The sequence below is a fragment of the Paenibacillus sedimenti genome, assembly GCF_014534655.1.
Classification (GTDB): Bacteria; Bacillota; Bacilli; order Paenibacillales; family NBRC-103111; genus Paenibacillus_E; species Paenibacillus_E sedimenti.
On record NZ_JACVVD010000003.1, the window covers coordinates 455,429 to 474,089 of the forward strand.

Here is an 18,661-nt window from a genome sequence, read left to right on the forward strand (position 1 = left end):
TCGCAGCTTATTAAGTCCGAATCGAGGAAAACTCGATCGGCGTCTAAATTTACCTTATAGTGCGGTCGATCTTCGATGCTTAACTTCGAATCAAGTTTAGACATAAAAAGAGGCTCATTCTATGAGAATGGCCCCACGTTATTCATCGGTTTCTACGTCAAAATCATGCTCGTTACTGCAAATGCATTGACGAAAACCTGTTTCGATTTTTCCTTTTTCCTTTTTGCCTTTCAGCACAAATCGTTCGCCGCACCGCTTGCAGCGGATCGTCACTTTCACTCGTGTCATGGACATGTGCACCCTCCCGGATCGGTCCTGTTACAGTCCATTATGACCCAAATCAGCTTATTTTAATCTTTTCGTCTGTTGAAGCGATTCTAAGCGGCGAGCGTGCATTCGCCCGATCGATACGCCAGATTGTTCGAATCCAGAGATAGGACATGACCGGAATCATGATCCACACCCAGTACGATTTGGCCACGAGCAAAATATAATCGAACAAACCGTGCCAAGCGATTGGCAGCAGCAAGGATATCCATAAATATCTTTGTGACTTATTCGGTGTAAATTTGGCCTTTCCCATATAATACCCCATCATCACACCGAATAAGGCGTGCCCGGATACAGGGAGCAGCGCACGAATCATTAATGCTGAAAAAGATGAGGCGTTCAAGAACGCATAAATGATATTTTCCAATGTCGCATAACCCAAGCTCACTGCTACGGCATATACAATACCGTCATAAGGCTCATCAAAGGAAGTATGTCGGTAGATCAGATGATACAGTACGAACCATTTGAGAAACTCTTCTATTCCACCAGACAGGAAGAAAGCTAAAGTAAACGTACTTTCTCCAATCTCTTCAATAAACGATCGCTGCAGCACCATTGTCGGATAGACGAGCAGAACACCGAAGATAAACATTCGGATAACCAAATGTATAGGTTCCGTTTCGTAGCGATCCTTCAAATAAAAGTATGCCAGCAGAGAGAGACCCGGGGCTACGGATGCCAGCACAATTGGCCATATATGCATGCATAGCTCCCCCTTTTTACTTTAGTTCACGGAATTCTCTGCCTAGATCCAGCCTCTAAAGCGAGAGGCTTCGGCCATTTTACGAACGCCAACCATGTAGGCGGCGAGCCGCATATCGACTCCGCGAGTGCTATGAACATTATAGACATTTTCAAACGACTTTTCCATGACAATTTGAAGTTTGGCATGAACTTCTTCCTCGGTCCAATAATATCCTTGGTTATTTTGTACCCATTCGAAATAAGAAACGATGACGCCTCCGCTGCTTGCCAGTACATCAGGAACGATAAGAACGCCTTTGTCGGTCAGCGTTTTCGTGGCTTCTAAGGTGGTTGGACCGTTCGCAGCTTCTACAATAATACTCGCTTTGATGCGGTCCGCATTCTCGGAAGTAATCTGATTCTCAATCGCAGCCGGTACCAGGATATCGCAGTCCTGCTCAAGAATTTCTTTATTCGTTAACGTGTTTTTGAAAAGATTCGTAACACCGCCGAAGGAATCGCGACGATCCAGCAAATATTCGATATCCAATCCATCCGGATTGTACAAAGCCCCATGTACGTCGGAGATGCCGATCACTCTGGCACCTGCTTCATGCATAAATTTGGCCAAATAACTGCCCGCATTGCCGAAGCCCTGGATAATGACTCTAGCGTCTTGCAAGGGAATGCTCTTCTTCTGCAGCGCTTTGTCAATCATGAGCGTGACTCCCTTTGCTGTCGCCGTCTCCCGTCCATGAGAGCCTCCCAGCACGATGGGTTTGCCAGTAATGAAGCCAGGTGAGTCATATTCGCGTATACGGCTGTATTCGTCCATCATCCAAGCCATGATCTGAGAATTCGTCATCACGTCGGGCGCGGGAATATCTTTGGCAGGCCCTACGAGCTGACTGATCGCTCTAACATAACCCCGACTTAAACGCTCCAGTTCCCGGAAAGACATTTCACGAGGATCGCAGATGATGCCGCCCTTCCCCCCGCCATAGGGCAAATCGGAGATGCCGCATTTGAGGCTCATCCATATGGAGAGAGCCTTAACTTCATCTTCCGTCACACCCGGGTGAAAGCGTACGCCTCCTTTGGTCGGACCGACCGCATCATTATGCTGTGCCCTGTATCCCGTGAATACCTTTACCTTTCCGTCATCCATACGAACCGGAATTCGTACGGTAAGAACACGTAATGGCTCTTTCAACAGCTCATACATATCGTCCGAATAACCAAGTCGCTTAAGGGCTTCGTGAATGACCGTTTGCGTGGATTGGAGTACATTTAAATTTTCCGTATTCGACATAAAGTCCACCTCGTGAGCGATTTATTCAGTAAATAGAGCGCGATCATTATGAAATTGTAAAGGCAAGCTTCCTAACGATCCGTTTCGATTTTTCGTTAATTCAATAGTCAAGGCGTTGCGGAGGCCATATTCCACCACGTTAGGCTTCATGATCATGACAACATCCGCAGAAGCTTGTACCGCTTCGGGTACACTGTCTTGACCCAGCTCCAAAGCCGTCGCGGCAATAACAGGACAGTTCCATTCACGGGACCATTGTTTCAGCGTATAGGCAATTGCGGCTTGCTGCTGCTGCCAGGTCAGTGGGACTGTTTGCTTATGGATAGGAATGCGCTGCAGATGATCGATGAAGATGACCGGTTCCCGGCCGACAATAACCGCAATTCGCTCAATAGAAGCCGCAACCTGATCCAGCGTCGTATCTATTGTACATTCAAGTGTCCACAGCATCTTGCTTATTTTGGCGTACTGTTTATTGGCTTCGGATACGTGATCAGGCTCGACTTTCCCGGCAAGCACCTTCTGCGGAGCCACCCCAATAATTCTGGCGATACTACGCGACCAAAGTTCGAAATTGGTCATGTCCCATGAAACGAAAATCACAGGCGTTTGATCTAAAGCAAGCTGATCGGCAATCTGCTTCAGCAACATGCTTTTGCCTGTAGAGCCGGCACCCGCCAGCAAGTATAACCCGTTATCAAATCCGCCAAAAAGCAGGGTATCCAAACTTGCGAACCCGGTGCTTATACTGGCCACTTGCCCTCGATAGCGCTTCATATACTCTTCCAGATAGATCGTGCTGTTCTTAATGTCCGGCGCAACAGGTGCTAGCATCGTTTCTTCAACTGATTGATTGACAAGTTGAATGAACGATTCGGCTGGATTCTGCGCTCTGACGAACAAATCATTAATATCTCGAATCGTTTCCGGTAAATTTACGATGTAAGTTTCTTTAGCATGTTCCCTTAATAAGGATTCTATGCGGGAGGCTTCCCTTCTCCCCGTTTCGTCGTTGCCCATGCAAATGTAAACGCGCTTATTTTCGAACATCGGTACATGATACTCTTTGAATACGGCAAAATCGGGCACACAAACAGCTGGAACTCTAGCCTGGAACAAGGTCAATACATCGAAAATACCAGAACAAAGCACAACTTCTTCCGACTCTGCAAGTACCGGATAATTGAACAGATATTGATCCAATCCGTACAATGGCTTATATTTCGGCTCCCTATGGTCAATTGCTCTTCCGATCAGATCGACTATGTCTCCTGCGTAATTGCGAATCGGGAGAATCACCCGATTTTCAAAGTAATCGCCTAGCTGGTTCTGATCCACATAAAAGCCGATTTTTCCGATTTCAAATCCGATACGGAACTGCTCAACCGTTTCTTCGGCAATGCCTCTTTTTTGCAAATAGAAAAAAGCCTCTTCGCGCAGCTGCTTTTGGTAATAAGCCAACAGGCCGTCCAAATCAACTGCTGCCGGAGTAGGCGCTAAACGTTTACGTTCTGAGCTCGTCATCTATGGTGTCCCCCCGATATCGCATATCAGCATTACAAATCCCATTATCCATTGAAATGAGCTTCGCATAACTTCCTAAACTTAAAAAAGCATCTCACAAAAACGGATGTTTTTGAAGATGCTTGTTTCATTTTAATGCAAAAGTAAGATAACCAGATTGATTTAGCGGAAATGGTGGCAGAGCACCTTAACTGCATCATCAGCGATAATCGTTTTACCATACTCCTCCAATACGGCAGAAGTAACCGAAGCGGCTTCCCCGAATTCAGAAAGAACCGCAATGAGCGCTTGATACTTGGACTCCTCAAGCTCGACAGGCTCCAGCTGTAAAATATATTTTCCTTTGTAGGAATACAATGTACCGCCTTCCATCAAAAGCGGGTTGATTACTTTCGCAACGCGAAGCAGATCTTCAAAATCACGGAATGCATAGGAGATCAGATCGCTCTGTTCGAGCGTAACTTCCATTTCGTACACTTCTTCAGCTTCATGATCGTCATAAGCGTCGGAGTTCGCATATAAATCAAGCTTGCCCCTGGTAACGATAACTACCATACCTTGGGCAGGAAGCGCAAACACTTCGACTGCAAGGGGGCCGGAAGGGTCAAATCCGAGTTCAGAATAAGCTTGATCCATCATCTCGCTGAAAAGCTCATGTACTTTGGGAATTTCTCTCCACATGTCGTCCTTTTGAATCCCGCGTTCAGTTAAGTCATCGAATGTTAGGAAAATCCGTATCTTATCCTGACTTAAGCGTTCAATTTTCATGATAGGATCCTCCTTAGAGCTTTTCGAAGAAAAGCTATCATCTTAAGCATGTTCACCTTATTAAAACAGAATATGACAAAAAAGAAAAAAGGTGAGTTGTTGAAAACGATTTGGACTTGCATCCAACAACGTTTTCACCTCCCATGTTAACACTAATTCCATACAAATGCACGTGGAAGTTAAGTATAAAAGAAAAAAGCACAGCCGGCCCCGTGGGTATGCCTGACTGTGCCGAACCTTATGTTTATTGAATCGCCGTCGTTGTTTCTTTGTTTTCCTGCAAAATTTCGTTCACTGTTGCCTTCAATGCAGGGTCTTCTTTCACGATTTTTTCGACCTGATTCAGATTGTTCGAGCTTGAGTTTGAGAAGCTTTTAGCAGCAGAATCTTTGAAGTTTTTACTTACGAATGTATCTTTTGCCTTGTTCATTACTTTACCCATTGATTCGGTGGGAGAAGTGAATGCGGAGAACAATAAGGATTTGCTTCTGCGATTCAAATAAATGACCGCAGCTGCGCCTGCTATGCCGCCAAGCAAAAATGTACTAAATCTCATCTGGCTTCCCTCCATGTCATGTAGTTTGAATCAAGACTAGCTTATGCGAGATTCAAGAGGTGCATACGCCGCTAAGGCAGGAAAACAAAGGGGATATGGTAACGCATGAATTGTGGTAAAATACTTGTAGCTCTATTACAAAAGAAGATTGAACATTAAGGAGAATTCATGATGAAACAAGCAAGTGTACTATTGGTTTGCGCGGCTCTGCTGCTGACCGCATGCAGCCAGGAAAAGGCGATTTCAAATCCTGCAGCTACTTCAAGTCCGTCGCAAACAATAGCTGCTACGCCAAGCCCGACACCAACAGCGACACAAGCACCTACACCTACGCCTACGCCTACACCTGCATCGGAAAAGCCTGCTGAACAAACCATCAAAAAAGAATACCGGATGAACAAAAACTATGATATTGTCCCTATCGATCCTAACGGCAATAAGAATATTGTGCTGCTAACATTCGATGATGGCCCCAAAGAACGGGAAATGAACGAGGCGTTGATTGCTACGTTGAAAAAACATAACGCCAAGGCTATATTTTTCTTAAACGGTTATCGCATCAAACAGAAGCCTGAGCTTGTCAAATTCATCCATGACAGCGGACAAGTCATCGGTAATCATGCCTGGGATCATAATAACTTGAAGGATATGACAAACGAGAAAATCGATCAGCAAGTAGATGATGTACAGAAAATCGTCAAGGAATTGATTGGCCAGGAACCGCAATTTTTCCGTCCCCCATTCGGTTCCGGCAACAACTATTTGAAAGATAAAATTAAAAATAAGCATATGCTTTATATGAACTGGTCGAACGGATCCTTAGACTGGGAGATGACGAATAGTAAAAATGATCCTAACAAAGTATTGGAGAATGTGATGAAGCAACTTCATGGGGGCAGTAACATTTTAATGCACGAGCTGCCGTGGACGGTTACGATCTTAGATACGCTTTTGACCCAGCTTGAGGAAAAAGGATATTCCTTCGTTGATCCCAACGCAATTGAACTTGAGATGAAATGAGAATGAGCAAAAGGCCCTGTTGTCCGACCACGGACTTCAGGGCTCTTATTATGATATTAGTAGTTGATAAGGACAGTACGCGTGCTCTCTACATAATCGACTTTGGCGCCTAATGTTTCTGAAAGTAAGCGGACTGGAATCATCGTCGTCTCATTGATGAGCTTAGCTGCTGAGTCCGTTTCGCGCTCTACTCCGTTAATGCTATAAGCATTTCGATTCGTATAGAAAATGATCGTCTTTTCTTTTTTCTTATAAATCGCTGCTTTCTTTTGATCATCCCATTCTACAGAAGCCCCCAGCGCCGCGGCTAGATCCCGGATATAGAGATAGGACGTTCCATCCTCGATATAAGGCTTCTGCTGCATGTTGTATGAAATCAAATCCAGTTTGTACTTATCATCATTTAAGCCAAAAGTAACGGTATGTGTCCGGTTCAAGCCAAAGTTGGCCATTTGGATCGTGTAGGCGACTGCGTCACTATGCAGTTTTTGGACACCTAAACCAACCTTGGGCTCTGTCCGGAAGGTCCAATCCTTATTGAAAGCTCTTGTACTGCCATCCTCCATGGTAGCAGTCAGCTTAACGCTCGCTTTATAAGTGGTGTCCAACAGCAAGGGCTGTTTTGGCATCATAAACACTTCTGTATCCAGATGGTCGTCTTTACCTGGTGCATTCAATAAGAGAGGTACCTCTTTGCCGCTCTCGTCTTTTAATTCCGCTTCATTTAAGACGACCTTAGCGACACCGGGACCATTGACCGATGCCATAATCGGATACCCGACAGGATACTCGCTGCCAGAATGTATACGGATAGGATCAGGACTTTCGTGTCCATCAAAAATAGTCGGCACGTATATATCATTATTGCTCGGTGAAACGACTAACTCGGGAGCAACGCCATCAGAGAATCCGAACTCGACGACATGGTAATCCCCTGCCTTAAAAACGCCTATCTCCGTAAGACCTGGTACCATGAAAGGTGAACGATGGTATGGGGCATCAAACAAACTATCGATCGCTTCCACAAGAGAAACACGGTTATAAGCTACATCTTCACCGCTTGTACGTGAGTAACCTATGTACCTCATACGTTCCCCGAGCGTTTTCCCAATATACCCCGGTTTCGACGAATCCTCTTCATGCAAGGATACATCCGTATGGATCGGATCGATTTGGTTATCGTACAAATACTGGGCATGCTTCTGTGCAGCCGTATTCAGCAAATCACTGAATTTGACCGACGAAAGGCCAAGCTTTGCCCGATAATCGTTAATGGCGCGTAGACCATCTCGCTGCTCTTGCGTAGTTGCCGTAGATAAACTAGAGGCATTTTGCGTAATAGTAAATTTCCAATCAATGCTAACAGGCTCATACCCGCTAAACGAGAAGACTAGACGGGCTGTATAATCACCTGGAGCCAGATCTGCCGTTGGCCGGTAGATATATTTGACAGAGATCGGATCATATATCGCATTGACTTCTGTATTATTTAAGTAAAAATGATAGCTTTCAGGCGTTTTTCCTTCACTTAAGTTAATTGTAGCACCAATATCCGGTCTTAACAGTCCTACATTCCCTTGCGGATATGCCATATACCCATAAGAAAGCGCGTATGAAGGTTTTGCTGACCAAAACATACTGGAAACTAACATACAAACAATTACGCATACCTTGATTAACGATTGCCATTTAGTTGCTTTCAAAACGATCATCTGGCTGCTCCCTCCTAAAAAAAAGAAACTATGAATCTATCATAGCTTTTTGGTAGAAGTTGCACAACTTTGCTTCGTTGGTATATTTTAGACCAATTATTTAGGAATAGCGTATCCCCCATACGGTTAAGCCGACTACAAGCGTGATAAACAACCAGAGTAAAGTTAGATAAAAAATGCGAGTCCATTTCCCATTCTCGGAGGGATGCACCGCTTTTCGCGGCGGCAAATAGGTATCGTCCTTTCCTTGTTCACTCCTCGTTTGATCTGATCGCAATGGTGTCTGTTCTTCCACGCTCATGAGCCTTGTTCTTCCTCCTTGCCAAATCGTAAAATACAGCCCATCACAAAATCAATGACAAAATGGGCGATAATTGGGGTCCATAGACTGCCCGTTTGCTGATAGATCCAGCCTAAGCCATAACTGATGCTGAAAACCATCCCAGTCATCAGCCAATGCTGCAAATAACGAATATGAATCGCCGCGAACACAATACTGGTCCAATAAGGTCCCCACCAATGTTGAATCGCCCCGCGGAACAATAATTCCTCGCAAATAGATACGATCAAGGAAATGAGCGCAATATGCCATACAGCGCGATTACCGAAAATCATCTCATTAATCCCGCCGTCGTCGGATACTTCTTTGGGTACCCATCTGGATATGATCAGATCCACACCAAGCACGACTGCAGCGAATAAACAGCCCCATATTGGTATTGCCCACCCTGCACCAAATTGAAACATGGAAAGAATATTATTATTACTCTGAAAAAAAACGATGACGATACCGATAATAAGCGTAAGAAGTTGGGTTATGTACAAATTGAGCAATAAAGTCCGATCATTTAAGTCGTTCAGATCGACTTTGCCGAAGCGAATATTTTTGAAATCGAATTTTTTCATGTAAGCTTCCTCATTTCCTCACATATTCCCTTTTCTAGCTATTTCACCTATACTAATTAAAAGAAAAAGAGAGAATAAGGAGCTTTTGATTATGGATAAGCGTCTGACCCGCACTGATTATTTATTCGCCCTCATGTTCATTTTTATGCTTGTTTGTATACTAGGCGCTTTTTTCTACGGCCTCAAGATAGGAGGGCAGAAATCAGACCAGAAGTATGAGAAAATATTGCATGCGGACAAGGCTGCAGTCCAAGAAATAGGGGCTTACGATCAGCAGGTTTTGGTCTCTTATTACCATACCATCTTTTTACCCTTTAGGGAATTTCAGAATAAATGGTTTGAACAGATGAGTCAAATTGAAATCGGCAACTCAGCGATTGATGCATCCGCCGTTCTCAAAGAACTGAATAAAGTCGCTGATGACAAATATAATCAGTTACAAAGCAAAAACATGCCTGCCTCCTCACCGCTGCTTGTGCAGTCGCATCAGGGTTATTTAAAGAGTCTCAAGCTGTTTGCTGACACATCGAAAAGCTACCAAAGCAAAGCGAACGGCATGAGCGGCGCCCAGCTTCTAGCAGCCATTGATAGTGATGCCTATTTCCAGGAAGCAAAGACGCAAGCTTTGACGGCGCAAAAGAACTACTTCGAATCGATTGTCGCTTGGAACGTAACACTGGATCACGACTTGGAATCTTTCGATCCTAACAATAATGCAAACTTAGATCAATGGCGGGCCATGAATGTGAATGTTAAAAATCTATACATAACAGCAAAATTACTGAAAAATAAAGCATTTTCACCATTTTATCCGCAAGATTTGACAATTCGCATTGATGAATTCATCGTTTCCGGGCAAGCCAAGAAATTGAATGTAGGCGATGTGAATCAAACCATAGATTTGCTGCTTAGTACGAATGCTGTAAGATCCGGCGATTTCGTAAAAGGAAAAGCCAAATGGTACAGCAACGAGCCGCTTCCACAGCTGCCATTTTTCTCGGATGTAAATTGATATGAAGAGCCGGGCGCATTGCGCCTGGCTTTTTTCATTTTTGATAGCGGGGGACTCTAGTCGTATTGAAAGCCGCGCAGCGTGCCGATCGCCGCCATCCCGCCTTCCACATTAATGACGCGGTCAAAGCCGTTTTCTTGTAAAAATTCGGCAACGCGATAGCTCCGCACGCCGTGCGCACAAACGAGATAAATATCCTTATTTTCCGGAAGCTCGCCCATTCGATGCGGGATTTGCTGCATCGGAAGCAGTACGGCCTCCTCCATGTGATAGTAGTCCCATTCATAAGGCTCTCTCACATCCACGATGATGCTGTCCTGCAGCTGACCCTGATCAAGAACTTCCAGAAATTTATGCGGTTGTATGCTTGTAATATCCATATATAATCCCCTTTCATAACCTGCTAATCATAGTAATTGATGTACTGAGAAGAATAGCGAAAAACAGGTTGAAATTCAAGCTTTATGCATTGCATTCTCTCAGCGCTTACTATAAAATGGAGTACGGTAAGCTTGCAAAGAGGACCTGAAGGGTTTATTTATAACTTTCATGTAAATGAATCGACATGTATTGACACGATTTCAAACCCATGTTAAGCTATTGAAAATTCTATAACACAGTAAAGCATTGACGGAGCCAAGCAAAACAAGTAGCTTTCAGAGAGCCGGTGGCAGGTGTGAATCGGCAGTGAACTTTTGCGGAGCACTCCAGAGTTATTGCATTGAATCATAGTAGATGCAATCGGCAATAGGAACCCGTTACAGTTCCAGGTCGCAAGACCATTGAGGCTGTCCGTGCGAACGGATAGCGAATTAGGGTGGTACCACGAAAGCAATCTCTCGTCCCTTTGGCTATAGACACTCGTGTCTGTATCTGAGGGATTGGGAGTTTTTTTTATATCCAAATTCGCAAAATTCTAAGGAGGCATTCAATTATGTTTAAAGTATTAGTATCTGATCCGATCAGCGACATGGGAATTCAAATGCTTTATGATGCAAGCGACGTTGAGGTTGTTAAACAGCCAGGACTCTCCGAAGATGAACTCGTAGCGATCATCGGTGAATATGATGCCCTGCTCGTTCGCAGCCAAACGAAAGTTACTGAAAAAATTATGACGGCCGGAAGCAAATTGAAAGTCATCGGCCGTGCCGGCGTAGGCGTTGACAATATTGACCTGGAAGCTGCGACCAAACGAGGCATCGTTGTTATCAATGCTCCGGACGGAAACACAATCGCGACTTGCGAGCTTACATTTGCCATGATGATGTCAACGGCACGCATGATTCCGCAGGCATATAAGAAAACAGTTGGCGGCGAATGGGATCGTAAATTTATCGGTGTCGAGCTTCGCAACAAAACACTCGGAATTCTAGGTATGGGTCGTATTGGCAGTGAAGTTGCCAAACGTGCGAAAGTATTCGGTATGAATGTGATCGGTTACGACCCGTTCCTCACCGAAGAACGCGCTGAGAAAATGGGCGTGAAACTGGGTTCCGTAAATGAAATTGCAGCGCAAGCGGATTTCATTACTGTGCATACGCCTCTTACCCCGGAAACTCGCCATCTGATTGGCAAGACACAATTCGAGTTGATGAAAAAAGGCGTTCGCATCATCAACTGCGCTCGCGGCGGAATTATCGATGAAATGGCGTTGGTCGAAGCGATTGATCAAGGTATCGTAGCTGGAGCTGCATTCGACGTATTTGAAGTGGAACCTCCGCAAAAAGATCATCCGTTCTTAAATAACCCTAAAGTCATCGTAACGCCTCACCTTGGCGCTTCCACAATCGAAGCACAAGAGAACGTAGCGATTGACGTATCGGAAGAAGTACTTCACATCTTGCGGAACGAGCCGTTCAAAAATGCGGTTAACATGCCTCCTGTTCCTGCAAACGTGCTGAATAAGCTGCAGCCTTACTTCAGTCTTGGCGAGAAAATCGGCAGCATCCTCGGTCAAATCGCGCATGGAGCCGTTGCCGAAATCGTTGTTAACTACGCAGGCGATCTCGTTGATGTCGATACAAGTCAATTGACCCGTTACATCGTAAAAGGTGTATTCCAGAACCAATTAGAGTCGATTAACATCATCAATGCGATGCATTTGGCAAAATCGCGCGGTGTTAACATCGTGACTCAAACGTCAAATGTGGCGAGCAGCTTCACGAACTTAGTGACGGTTACCGTAAAAACGAAGCAGGAAGAAAAAACACTCGCAGGCACATTACTCGCTGGTTTTGGCGAGCGTATCGTACGCATTGATCAATATCCGGTAGACTTCGCTGCGGAAGGCAACCTGCTGCTTATCTCCCATAACGATAAACCGGGCATTATCGGCCGCGTAGGTACACTGCTCGGCAGCAATGACGTCAACATCGCTACGATGCAAGTAGGCCGTAAAGTTATCGGCGGATCGGCGATCATGGTTCTGACTATCGATAAACCGGCACCAGCTGAAGTACTGGCTGACCTCACGAAACAAGCAGAAATCGTCAACGTACGAGCTCTTACGATTTAAGGGATTCTTGTTAGGAGCCCCCTCAAGGCTGTCCCTAAAGTAGGACACGTCTGATATTCATAATCATGAACAAAGGAGTTAAGCAGCTTATATGTGCTTAACTCCTTTGTTTTTAGCATCTATCGCTGATTTCTTCAGTAGATTGGGGCGAAATCGACCGTGCTGCTCACTGCTAAGTCGGAAAAACCGACTTACAATGGTCGGAGCACCGAAGATGAGCCAGGTAAGCCGGAATAATCGGATTACGGCATAGTTACTGGTGAAATCGACCGTGCGGCTCACTGCTAAGTCGGAAAAATCGACTTACAACGGCCGGAGCACCGAAGATGAGCCAGGTAAGCCGGAAAAATCGGATTACGGCATAGTTACTGGTGAAATCGACACTGCGGCTCACTGCTAAGTCGGAAAAATCGGATTACAGCAGGGTTACAGGCGAAATCGACCGTTCGGCTCATTGTTAAGTCGGAAAAACCGACTTACAACGGCAGGAGCACCGAAGATGAGCCAGATAAGCCGGAATAATCGGATTAGGCCAGGATACGGCGCCAACGTTCGTAAATGAAAACTTCCTCTCGAGTGTTTCACGAACAACAAGATTTTTTCTGAATATTCTACAAAATAAAGGCGTTTGCTGAGAAATTCATCAGCAAACGCCTCTTAATTTGTCGAAATAGTTACGCAATTCTCACTTTGGATCGCAAGGCAGCAATATGGTGAAAGTTGTCCCTTGCCCCAACGTGCTTTGCGCGTTTACGCTGCCTTGATGGGCATCGATGATGTTCTTTACGATGGCGAGGCCCAGCCCCGTACCGCCTGAAGAACCGCGCGTACGCGCTTTATCCGCCTTGTAAAAGCGCTCAAAAATAAAAGGCAGGTCATCTGCGGGGATCCCTTTCCCCTCGTCGGTGACCTCAATGCGGATCGCCGGCTGTTCCTTGTAGGCCGCCGGCTCCGCCTTCACGGCAATACGGGCCCCGCTGGCCGTATGCCGGAACGCATTGTCGAGCAGGTTCGTCAGCACCTGCTCGAGGCGATCCTCATCCGCCCGTTGGAGGATGAGGGACTGGTCCGGCAGCTCGGCGCTAAGCGCGATGCCGCACTCTTTGGCCAGCACCGTAAATTTACGGTGCATGCGCTTCACCAGGGAGTCGACTTCGACCTCCCTGAAATAGAGCTCGAGATGGCCCGCTTCCATCCGGGCCAGATCGAGCAGGTCGCGGACGAGACGCCCCATGCGGAGCGACTCGTCGTGGATGACCTGCGCCAGCCCCTTGCGCTCCTCCGGCGAGGAGGCGATATCATCCAGCAGGGCTTCGCTGTAGCCCTGCAGCATCGAGAGCGGCGTGCGCAGCTCGTGCGACACGTTCGCGACAAAGTCTTTGCGCAGCTTGTCGAGGCGCTCCTCCTCCGTGACGTCGCGCAGTACGGCGACCGCGCCACGCACTTGATCGCGTGAATAGAGCGGCGTCATGGCGACAGACCATACTCCGTTTTGCACGTACAGCTTCGACGCAGCCTCGGATGACTCTGCTACGACCGCTTCGAACAACGGTATGAGAGGCACAGGAATCGGCTTGGAATCCAGATTGCTATAGCTGGTAAGCCCCCAGTCACCAAGCGATGTGTCAGGCTTACGGAATCGATCGGTACCTTCATCATCCGACCAGTCAATCGTACTCCACTCTTGAACGATCTTCTCGCCTTGCGGATTCGTCAGCATGACCGAACCATCCGCATCCAGGGTAATGACGGCGTCTGTCATGCTTCTCAGAATGCTGGACAGGTGCTCTTTTTCTTCACTAAGCGCTCTAACGCTTTCCTGCATTTTCCCGCCCATATGATTAAAAGTTTTGGCAAGCTCTCCAATTTCATCCTTGGACAGAATGGGAACGCGCGTTCCGTATTCGCCTAACGTAATCAGATCTGCCGCTTTTTTCAACTGCTGCAGCGGACGCGTAATCCGAGAGAACAAGAAGAATGCGAAAAAGGTGGTCATCAAGAAGCCCACAAGTGATACATAAACAAAAAGTCTCAGCATATAGGACTGCGTGGCTTCAAGCGATTGAAGAGATTGGTAGAGCAGCGTCGCGCCGATAATCGCACCTAATTGATTTTTCAAAGGAACAGCGACAATCAGATACTCTGCCCCCGCATGAAACCGCCCGCTCCCGGAGCTGCTGATTTTCTTCTCCAGCGTTTGCCCGGCGAATACTTGCTTCAGCTCATTCTCAGTAAAGAAGTCCGTCGCATGAAAGTTAACCGGATTGCTTCCCGCAGGTGTTGGCAGCGGCGTCTCCTTCATGTCCTTTGTGATGACAAGCATTCTTGCATCCTGAAAGCTTAACAGTTCATTACTTAGTAAATAAAACTCATTATCGTACATATGCCGCGAAGCTTCATCCGAGAAGCGAAGCGCGAGTTTTTTCGTATTCTCCGTTTGATCATTGACTTGGGAGAAATATTTTTCCATATAATTGACAAGAAAAAAGCCCAGTATGAGCAGTACAACCGCAACCAGGCCAATAATCGTTAACCACAGCTTGCCTACGACGCTTCTAAAAATAAACACGTTATTTGGGCACCTCTAGCTTATAGCCAACTCCCCATACGGTCGTAATCATTGCAGCAGCATCCGGGGATACTTTGTTTAATTTTTCGCGAAGTCTTTTTACATGGGTGTCTACAGTCCGCAAATCCCCAAAGAACTCGTAATTCCATACATCCTTGAGAAGTTCCTCACGGGAGAACACTTTATCAGGAGAAACCGCCAAATAGTGCAGCAGTTCGTACTCTTTTGGCGTTAATGCCACCTCTTGACCGCCTGCCGTTACCCGGTGCGCATCATGCTCTATGACCAGATTCGGGAATACGATATTATTGCTGGATCCTGCATCCTTAGATAAATATGCTGTCGCTGAAGAGCGGCGAAGAATCGCCTTAACCCGGTAAATGACCTCACGCGGACTGAAAGGCTTAACGACGTAATCATCGGCGCCAACTTCAAAACCGCTTACCCGGTTCGTCTCCTCCCCTTTGGCCGTCAACATGATGACCGGTGTGGACTTCACCTGGCGAAGACGTGAGCAGACCTCAATACCGTCAATACCCGGCAGCATGACATCCAACAGTACCAAATCATAGTCCGTATCAGTTGCCATCCGCAATGCGGTTTCGCCGTCCTCCGCTTCTTCGATGATATAGCCTTCTTTTTCCAGATACATCCGCAGCAATCTGCGAATCCGTTCTTCGTCGTCAACAACCAGTATGCTTGCCTTCATTTCCATAAAGCTTCACATCCTTCATGTATTAATCACTAGACACCCGCGTAAGAGTGAAGACCGGCAATGACCAGATTCACCCCAACTAAGGTAAACATTACCACGATAAAACCAATGACCGATAACCAAGCTGATTTTTTGCCTTGCCAGCCTTTGGAAAGACGCAGATGTAAAAATACAGCATAGAACAACCAAGTAATCAATGCCCATACTTCTTTGGGATCCCATCCCCAGAAACGACCCCAAGCTTCTTGCGCCCAAATCATGGCGAAAATGAGTGCGCCCAAGGTAAAGATCGGGTAACCGATCGCAATTGCCCTGTAGCTGATTTCATCCAAGTCCTCAGGATCCATTCCTTTTACAACAGGTCCGATAGCAGCACCTAACGGTTTACGTGCAACCAATCGAGCTAAACCGTATAGAATTAATCCGCCGAGGACCGACCAGATCACAGTATTCAGCTTACGCCCCGCGCTAGCGCCTTCCATCCAGGATGGGGCAGTGAAAAGCGGCTCAGTCATACCCAGAAAAGGTCTCATTTCGACCGCTTGCATTCCATAAGGCTGAACGATTGGAGGCAATACGTAGGTTTCATTTTGTGTGTTGGTCTGCTGCTGACCTTGGGCATCAGTAACCGTCACTTGTTTGGTGAATGTTACTTTATATCCGGATCCGTTAAATGTGAAAATACTGCCAATGAAAGCAATCAGCATCAAAATGAAGAACAACGTCAATTCGATGCCTCTTTGCTCACGCTTATCCTGCTTGGTTGTACCTTTGAAGTCAACCGCTCGCAGCAGATACATCAATCCGCCGGCAAAACCCACAGCGAAAAAGGCTTCTCCCGCCGCGGCAGTGGTCACGTGTATTTTGAGCCAGTAGCTCTGCAAAGCAGGTATTAATGGCTGTATTTCACTTGGGAACACGGATGCATAAGCAATCATGATGAATCCGATCGGCAAAGCGAAAATACCAAGGACAGGCGTCCGATAAATCAGGTAGACGATTAAGAACGCAAACATGATCATCATGCCTAAAAAGGTCATGAATTCATACATATTCGATGTAGGAATATGCCCTCCCTCAGCCCATCTTGTAAAGAAAAAAGTCACCTGACAAGCAAATCCTATGACAGAAACTATGAAAGCGATGAAGCCCCAACGTTTAGTATGTTCTTCAGGTTCGCGATTGCTCCACCTTTTCCCTGTAATGGATAGGACGAAAAGCAAAAAGGCTAACAGATATACAAAAAAGGCGATGAGCAGAAACGTACTGCTGACTGAATTTACGTTCACCCTTGCTTTCCTCCTTGATCTAGTAATTTAGGCGAAATCGTGATGTTGTTCTTTGCAAGTGCGGCCGCCACTTCATTGCGTAATCCAAAATAGTTTTTATTCGTATGCGCACCGAGCGTAATCTGATCCCCATCAATGCGGAGCCAAATGCGGCGATGCTGCCAGTAAAAGCCCATGATGACGCCAATCATGAAAATCGCGGAACCTACCCAAATGTAAGGCATCGCTTTATCTACCCGAATATTCAGATAAGTCGTAAATTCAGCAAATTGTACGCCCTCCATCGATCCTACAGCGATATTCAGCTTCTTCGCGATAGCGCCGTTGATCGCATCTTGGGAGAACGATTCTTTATCAATTTGTCTGGGAAAATACATGTAAGGCTCGCCATTAGCGGCAAGACCAGGACCTGTAATACTAAAAATAAATGCAGGCGCTTTCGGTTCATTGGATAGGCTGATCGGCTGTCCTTTGCTATCCAAACCGAACTCCGGGAAATATCCCTTCAGCTTCAATTTGTAAGGACCTGCTTGATACTCTTCCTTCGGATTGTTCATCGGAAGCTCAAAGCTGCCATAGGCCTCGCCTGTTTGCGGATTGCTGACCGTGGGCTTGACCGAGATCAGCATCGGCGATGCTTTGTAATCGAATTGATACGCTTGCAATCCTTTGTAGTTCAATGGATGATTGACAAGAATGTCCGCCCTGTGCACTTCTTCGAGTTCAGGTTCTTTCGATGGATCGTCACAGTTTGCTGTGCAATGATACAAAACGGCTTTCGTCTCGTACGTTTTCGGTACGATTTGCCCCTTATCCTTGATGTTCTCCGGCAATTCCTTGTCATCGTACAGCTCAAGGTTGAACTTTTCATTTTTCAAATAATAGGAAGTATGCGGAATTTGCTTGGTTTCACCTTCAAGTACGCCGATATATTCGTCCATGTGCCATCCAGGGATACTGCGCATCAGCACACCTAACAGGAAGATGATAAGACCGATATGGTTAATGTAAGGCCCCCATCGGCTAAACCGGTATTTCTCAGCAAGAAGCGCCGTACCATCCGTATGTACGCGGTAGCTCTTTTTGCGTAGCAAAGCGCCTAGCTGGTTTGTCCACTCTTCTGCTTTGGCATTCTCCGGCAACGCCCCTGCATATGTCACCCTTTGCCTGGTCAAAAAGCTTTCATGTTTGCGAATTTGCTGTTTGGATAGTGCTTTATATAGTGGAAGCACGCGGTCTAAGCTGCATACGACAAGCGATGTCCCGATCATGAACAGCAACGTGATAAACCACCAGGAGCTGAACGTGTGAGAAAAGCCCAAGAAATGATAAATCTTGCCGAGCGTTCCATAATTCTCTGCATAATACTGGGCCGGATCGATATCAAGAAACGTATTTTCTTGCGGATAAATCGTTCCAACTGCTGATGCCACAAGTGTTACAAGGATAATACCTACCGCTATTTTAACCGATGAAAAGAAATTCCAGACTTTATCCAATACAGAAGGATTCGATTTTTGAGAGCGGCGGGCCATGCCGTCATAACGCATTTCCAGCAGATCGGTGCCATCCTCATCAATGAGCGGCTTCCCACAGGATTCACAAAGCGTGGTGCCAGTCGGATTCTGATGCCCGCAATCGCATTTGGTGTTGTGAAACATGATGTCCTCCTAAGAGTTTTGCTGTAAGCAAAACTTTCTTCGTAAGCGTACGCTGAGTTTTCCATAGGAAAACTAACTTCGTAAG

The 18,661-nt window shown here is 46.1% G+C and carries 17 protein-coding genes and 1 other annotated feature; of the genes, 3 read left to right on the forward strand and 14 right to left on the reverse strand.

Annotated features, from left to right (window positions below):
• Positions 1 to 138 precede the first annotated feature (138 nt).
• The 6 genes from ICC18_RS10830 to ICC18_RS10855 form a co-directional block, all read right to left on the reverse strand.
• Positions 139 to 294 carry a hypothetical protein gene (locus tag ICC18_RS10830; RefSeq protein ID WP_188174402.1) on the reverse strand — a complete coding sequence of 52 codons (156 nt, stop codon included), beginning with the start codon at positions 292 to 294 and terminating at the stop codon, positions 139 to 141.
• A gap of 46 nt (positions 295 to 340) precedes the next feature.
• Positions 341 to 1,036: a glutamic-type intramembrane protease PrsW gene (gene prsW, locus ICC18_RS10835; RefSeq protein ID WP_188174403.1), complete on the reverse strand. Its 696-nt coding sequence runs from the start codon at positions 1,034 to 1,036 to the stop codon at positions 341 to 343.
• Positions 1,037 to 1,078: 42 nt separating this feature from the next.
• Entirely contained in the window at positions 1,079 to 2,329 is a 1,251-nt protein-coding gene (locus tag ICC18_RS10840) for a Glu/Leu/Phe/Val family dehydrogenase (RefSeq protein WP_188174404.1), read from the reverse strand.
• A gap of 21 nt (positions 2,330 to 2,350) precedes the next feature.
• Positions 2,351 to 3,853, reverse strand: a complete 1,503-nt coding sequence (locus tag ICC18_RS10845; protein WP_188174405.1) for a DnaB-like helicase C-terminal domain-containing protein — start codon at positions 3,851 to 3,853, stop codon at positions 2,351 to 2,353.
• A 162-nt stretch (positions 3,854 to 4,015) separates the two neighbouring features.
• Positions 4,016 to 4,621 (reverse strand): genetic competence negative regulator, encoded by a 606-nt coding sequence (locus ICC18_RS10850; RefSeq protein ID WP_188174406.1) that lies wholly within the window; start codon positions 4,619 to 4,621, stop codon positions 4,016 to 4,018.
• Positions 4,622 to 4,865: 244 nt separating this feature from the next.
• Positions 4,866 to 5,177, reverse strand: a complete 312-nt coding sequence (locus ICC18_RS10855; RefSeq protein WP_188174407.1) for a hypothetical protein — start codon at positions 5,175 to 5,177, stop codon at positions 4,866 to 4,868.
• Between the two features lie 168 nt (positions 5,178 to 5,345).
• Here ICC18_RS10855 and ICC18_RS10860 point away from each other — a divergent pair, with 168 nt between their 5' ends.
• Complete coding sequence (locus ICC18_RS10860) at positions 5,346 to 6,197, forward strand: polysaccharide deacetylase family protein (RefSeq protein ID WP_188174408.1); 852 nt, start codon at positions 5,346 to 5,348, stop codon at positions 6,195 to 6,197.
• A 56-nt stretch (positions 6,198 to 6,253) separates the two neighbouring features.
• Here the strand turns inward: ICC18_RS10860 and ICC18_RS10865 are convergent, their stop codons facing one another.
• From ICC18_RS10865 to ICC18_RS10875, 3 genes are all read right to left on the reverse strand, one after another.
• On the reverse strand, positions 6,254 to 7,909 hold the full coding sequence (locus ICC18_RS10865; RefSeq protein ID WP_188174409.1) for a stalk domain-containing protein: 1,656 nt from the start codon (positions 7,907 to 7,909) through the stop codon (positions 6,254 to 6,256).
• Between the two features lie 100 nt (positions 7,910 to 8,009).
• A complete protein-coding gene (locus tag ICC18_RS10870) occupies positions 8,010 to 8,210 on the reverse strand; it encodes a hypothetical protein (RefSeq protein WP_188174410.1) in 201 nt (66 codons plus the stop codon).
• Positions 8,207 to 8,815, reverse strand: a complete 609-nt coding sequence (locus tag ICC18_RS10875; protein ID WP_188174411.1) for a type II CAAX endopeptidase family protein — start codon at positions 8,813 to 8,815, stop codon at positions 8,207 to 8,209. The genes ICC18_RS10870 and ICC18_RS10875 overlap by 4 nt, the downstream gene beginning before the upstream one ends.
• A gap of 91 nt (positions 8,816 to 8,906) precedes the next feature.
• Between ICC18_RS10875 and ICC18_RS10880 the strand changes: the two genes are divergently transcribed.
• Entirely contained in the window at positions 8,907 to 9,827 is a 921-nt protein-coding gene (locus ICC18_RS10880; protein ID WP_188174412.1) for a hypothetical protein, read from the forward strand.
• Between the two features lie 56 nt (positions 9,828 to 9,883).
• Here the strand turns inward: ICC18_RS10880 and ICC18_RS10885 are convergent, their stop codons facing one another.
• Positions 9,884 to 10,207 carry a rhodanese-like domain-containing protein gene (locus tag ICC18_RS10885; RefSeq protein ID WP_188174413.1) on the reverse strand — a complete coding sequence of 108 codons (324 nt, stop codon included), beginning with the start codon at positions 10,205 to 10,207 and terminating at the stop codon, positions 9,884 to 9,886.
• Between the two features lie 238 nt (positions 10,208 to 10,445).
• Positions 10,446 to 10,677, forward strand: a binding site (T-box leader).
• A gap of 84 nt (positions 10,678 to 10,761) precedes the next feature.
• Between ICC18_RS10885 and serA the strand changes: the two genes are divergently transcribed.
• Positions 10,762 to 12,342 carry a phosphoglycerate dehydrogenase gene (serA, locus tag ICC18_RS10890; protein WP_188174414.1) on the forward strand — a complete coding sequence of 527 codons (1,581 nt, stop codon included), beginning with the start codon at positions 10,762 to 10,764 and terminating at the stop codon, positions 12,340 to 12,342.
• A gap of 685 nt (positions 12,343 to 13,027) precedes the next feature.
• Here serA and ICC18_RS10895 read toward each other — a convergent pair.
• Genes ICC18_RS10895 through resB form a run of 4 tightly spaced genes read right to left on the reverse strand, consistent with a single transcriptional unit; the run spans position 13,028 to position 18,576 of the window.
• Positions 13,028 to 14,911, reverse strand: a complete 1,884-nt coding sequence (locus ICC18_RS10895) for an ATP-binding protein (protein WP_188174415.1) — start codon at positions 14,909 to 14,911, stop codon at positions 13,028 to 13,030.
• A 1-nt stretch (position 14,912) separates the two neighbouring features.
• Complete coding sequence (locus ICC18_RS10900; RefSeq protein ID WP_188174416.1) at positions 14,913 to 15,626, reverse strand: response regulator transcription factor; 714 nt, start codon at positions 15,624 to 15,626, stop codon at positions 14,913 to 14,915.
• A 29-nt stretch (positions 15,627 to 15,655) separates the two neighbouring features.
• Entirely contained in the window at positions 15,656 to 16,915 is a 1,260-nt protein-coding gene (ccsB, locus tag ICC18_RS10905; RefSeq protein ID WP_188174417.1) for a c-type cytochrome biogenesis protein CcsB, read from the reverse strand.
• Positions 16,912 to 18,576 carry a cytochrome c biogenesis protein ResB gene (resB, locus tag ICC18_RS10910; RefSeq protein WP_188174418.1) on the reverse strand — a complete coding sequence of 555 codons (1,665 nt, stop codon included), beginning with the start codon at positions 18,574 to 18,576 and terminating at the stop codon, positions 16,912 to 16,914. Before resB ends, ccsB begins: the two co-directional genes overlap by 4 nt.
• Between the last annotated feature and the right edge of the window lie 85 nt (positions 18,577 to 18,661).